At 72.5% G+C, this 4,408-nt stretch carries 1 protein-coding gene; it reads left to right on the top strand.

The features are described from left to right. On the top strand, positions 1–4,408 hold a 4,408-nt coding region (locus AAHZ94_RS29210), incomplete at its 3' end, for an SDR family NAD(P)-dependent oxidoreductase (RefSeq protein WP_502964817.1).

Below are 4,408 nucleotides of genomic sequence, written 5' to 3'. Positions count from 1 at the left end.
GTGGTGTTGGGGCGGGTGTTGTTGCCGGGTACGGCGTTTTTGGAGCTTGCTTTGCACGCCGGCCAACACACCGGGTGCGGAACCGTGGAAGAGCTCACCCTTGAGACACCGCTCGCCTTCGCCGAAGACGGCGCCGTACAGCTTCAGGTGCGTGTCGACGCGCTCGATGGAGGGCGTCGTGCGATCAGCGTGTACTCCCGACCCGAACCCACAGGACCCGACGGCGCGGAGGCCGACCACCCCTGGACCCGGCACGCCTCCGGCACCCTGATCTCCACCCCGCCCCAGGTCGGCGCCGCGGGCCCGGCCGGCGGCGATCCGGCGTCAGCCGCCGAGACCTGGCCCGCCGAGACCTGGCCGCCGCAGGACGCCCAACCCGTCGACACCGACGGTTTCTACGACTGGCTGACCCACACCGGGATCGTCTACGGCCCGGCCTTCCGCGGCGTACGGGCCGCTTGGCTGCACGGCGAGCAGGTACTCGCCGAGGTCGTCCTTCCCGAACAGGTCGGGTTCGACGCCGGCAGGTTCGGCATCCACCCGGCCCTGATGGACGCCTGCCAGCACTTGTTGGGCCTCGGCGCCTTTGCTGACCTGGCCGATCCGACCGCGGGCCCGGTGGCGCTGCCCTTCTCCTGGCGCGACGTACACCTGGCAGCGCAGGGTGCGGCACACGTCCGCGCCCAGCTCGTCCGTACCGCGCCCGACGCGGTGGCACTGCGGTTGACCGACGACACGGGCCGCCTGGTGGCGACCGTCGGACGGCTGACCGTACGCCCGGTCTCGGCGGAGGCCCTGCCCGCCGCGACCGCGTCCCGCCGCGACCCGCTGTACGGCCTGCACTGGGCGGAACTGCCGAGGCCCGCCGCCGAACCAGCCGCCACCGGCCCGTTGCGAGCCGTCCTCATCACCCCCCGAGGCACCACCACCGACCACGCCACCCGAGCCGACCACCGCGACCCAACCAACCCAACCCACTTGACCCACCTGATCACCCCACCCCACCCCGCACCCCCGACCACCCCGGCAGACCCAACCCACGCATCCGTTGCAGACAACGCATCCGACACCCCCCAACCCAACACACCCGCCACACCTAGTACACCCGGCACACACAGCGCGCCCCGTCAGACCGACACAGCCAACGCGTCGGTACCCCCGACTTCACCCACCCGTCCCAGCCCCGCCGCGTACGCCGACCTCCCGCGGTACGCGGACCTGGCGGCACTGGCCGCCGCGATCGATGCGGGAGTGGACCTACCAGAGCTTGTGATCATGCCCTGGCCTGCGGAAACGGCATCGCAGCCGACGGCGGGGGCCGTGCACGACGCGGTCAATCTGGCCCTGTCGACCGTCCAGGAATGGCTGGGTGACGCGCGCTTCGGGGCGGCCCGGCTGGTGTTCCTCACCCGCGGTGCCGTGGCGACCGGACAGGACGAGGGCGTCGCCGACCCGGCGGCAGCGGCGGCCGGCGGACTGGTCCGCTCGGCACAGTCCGAGAACCCGGGCCGCATCCAGCTCATCGACACCGACGACCACCCCGCATCGTTCATCGCCCTGCCGGGTGCCATGGCCGGCGGAGCGCCCCAACTCGCGCTCCGCGCCGGCACCCCGTACGTACCGCAGTTGGCCCGGATGCCCGAGGTCGACACCGAGCGGCCGGCCTTCGACCCCGACGGCACGGTGCTCGTCACCGGCGGCACCGGCGCGCTCGGCGCACTCCTCGCCCGCCACCTGGTGACTGCGCACGGGGCCAGGCACCTGCTGCTGACCAGCCGCCGCGGGCCCGCCGCGCCCGGTGCCGCCGCGCTGACCGACGAGCTCACCGCGCTCGGCGCCGACGTGCAGATCCTCGCCTGCGACACCGCGGACCGTACGGCCCTGGCCGCCACCCTGGCCGCCGTACCCGACGCCCACCCGCTGACTGCGGTCGTACACACCGCCGGCGTGGTCGACGACGGGGTGATCGCCGCGCTGACCCCCGAACGGGTGGCCGGCGTGCTGCGGCCCAAGGTCGATGCGGCGCTCCACCTGCACGAGCTGACGCGCGACGCGGACCTTGCCGCCTTCGTCCTGTTCTCATCGGTCGCCGGCATCATCGGCAGCCTGGGGCAGGGCAACTACGCGGCGGGCAACGCATTCCTCGACGCGCTCGCCCACAACCGGCAGGCCCAGGGACGGCCCGCGACTTCCCTCGCCTGGGGCCTGTGGGCCGAACAGAGCGGACTGATGCGCGAGGACTTCAGCGCGACCGACCGCAGCCGCATCCAACGCAGCGGCGTACTGCCGCTCTCCGCCGAACAGGGCCTCGCGCTCTTTGACGCAGCCCTCGCCCACGGCGCGCCCGTGCTGGCACCCGTACGCCTCGACCTGGCGGCACTGCGCCGCCTGGACGGCGAGCTGCCGCCCGTACTGCGCGGCCTGATCCCCGCGCAGCGGCGTACGGTCTCGCGCACCGAAGAGGCCGGCGCGCTGGTCCGGCGGCTGACCGGGCGGCCGGCCGCCGAACAACTGCGCATGCTCACCGACCTGGTCCGCGTCCAGGCCGCCGTGGTGCTCGGGCACGCCGGCGGCGACGCCGACGCCATCGCGGCCGACCGGGCCTTCACCGAACTCGGCTTCGACTCCCTGACGGCGCTGGAGATGCGCAACCGGCTGAACACGGCCACCGGCCTCCGACTGCCCGCCACCATCCTCTTCGACCACCCCAACGCGGCGGCGCTCGCCCGCCAACTGCGCGACACCATCCTGCGCACCGTCACACCCGCCGCCCCCGTACGGCGCACCACCGGCGCCACCGACGAGCCGATCGCCATCGTCGCGATGAGCTGCCGCTACCCCGGCGGCATCGAAACACCCGAGGACCTGTGGCGCTGTGTCCTGGACGGCACCGACATGACCTCGCTCTTCCCCACCGACCGCGGCTGGGACCTGGACGGGCTCTATGACCCGGACCCGGACCGCTTCGGCCGCAGCTACGCCAGGGAAGGCTCCTTCCTGCACGACATCGGCCACTTCGACGCCGAACACTTCGGCATCTCGCCCCGCGAGGCGCTGGCCATGGACCCCCAGCAGCGGATGCTCCTGGAGACCAGTTGGGAGGCGTTCGAACGGGCCGGGATCGACCCGCTGTCCCTGCGCGGCTCCCGCACCGGCGTCTTCGCCGGACTGATGTACGCGGACTACGCGGCCGGCCGGGTCCGCGCGGTCGCCGGCGACCTTGAGGCGTACATCGGCAACGGCAGCTCCCTCGGCGTGGCCTCCGGCCGGGTGGCCTACACCCTCGGCCTCGAAGGGCCCGCGGTGACGGTGGACACGGCGTGTTCGTCGTCGCTGGTGGCGCTGCACTGGGCGGCGCAGGCGCTGCGCACGGGCGAATGCGACCTGGCCCTCGCCGGCGGCGTGACGGTGATGTCCGCGCCCAGCGTCTTCGTGGAGTTCTCCCGGCAACGCGGGCTCGCCGCGGACGGCCGGTGCAAGTCCTTCTCGGCCGCCGCCGACGGCGTGGGCTGGGGCGAAGGCGTCGGCGTACTGCTCGTCGAGCGACTGTCGGATGCGCGGCGCAACGGCCACCCGGTGTTGGCGGTGGTGCGGGGTTCGGCGGTGAATCAGGATGGTGCGTCGAATGGTTTGACGGCGCCGAATGGTCCGTCGCAGGAGCGGGTGATTCATGAGGCGTTGGTGAGTGGTGGTTTGGGTGTGGGTGATGTGGATGTGGTGGAGGCGCATGGTACGGGGACGCGGTTGGGTGACCCGATTGAGGCGCAGGCGTTGTTGGCGACGTATGGGCAGGGTCGGGGGGATGGTGATCCGTTGTGGTTGGGTTCGGTGAAGTCGAATATTGGGCACACGCAGGCGGCTGCGGGTGTGGCGGGGTTGATCAAGATGGTGATGGCGTTGCGGCATGGGGTGTTGCCGCGGACGTTGCATGTGGATGAGCCGTCGCCGCATGTGGATTGGTCCACTGGGCGGGTGGAGTTGTTGCGGGAGTCGACGCCGTGGCCTCGGGTGGGGCGTCCGCGTCGGGCGGCTGTGTCCTCGTTCGGGATCAGTGGCACCAACGCCCACATCATCGTCGAACAACCCACCCCTGCCGACACCACGGCCACGCCGCGCCCCCACACCCAGGCACCGACCCCCGGCGGGCTGGTGCCCTGGCTGCTGGCGGCGCGTACGGCCCCTGCCCTGCGCGGACAGGCAGCACGCCTCGCCCAGTGGGCAACCGAACACCCCACCGCCAACCCGGCCGACGTGGGTTGGTCGCTGGCCGCAGGACGTGCCGTGTTGGAGCACCGTGCGGTGGTGTGGGGGCGGGACGTGGGGGAGTTGACCGCGGGGGTGCGGGCCGTGGCCGAGGGCGCGGTGGGTGGTCCGGTGTGTGGGGTTGCTCGGGATGTGCCTGCTCCGG

It is taken from the genome of Streptomyces sp. HSW2009, from assembly GCF_040240285.1.
Taxonomy (GTDB): Bacteria; Actinomycetota; Actinomycetes; order Streptomycetales; family Streptomycetaceae; genus Streptomyces.
The sequence above is the reverse complement of the archived record's forward strand: the minus strand, read 5'-3'. Positions and strand labels throughout refer to the sequence as shown.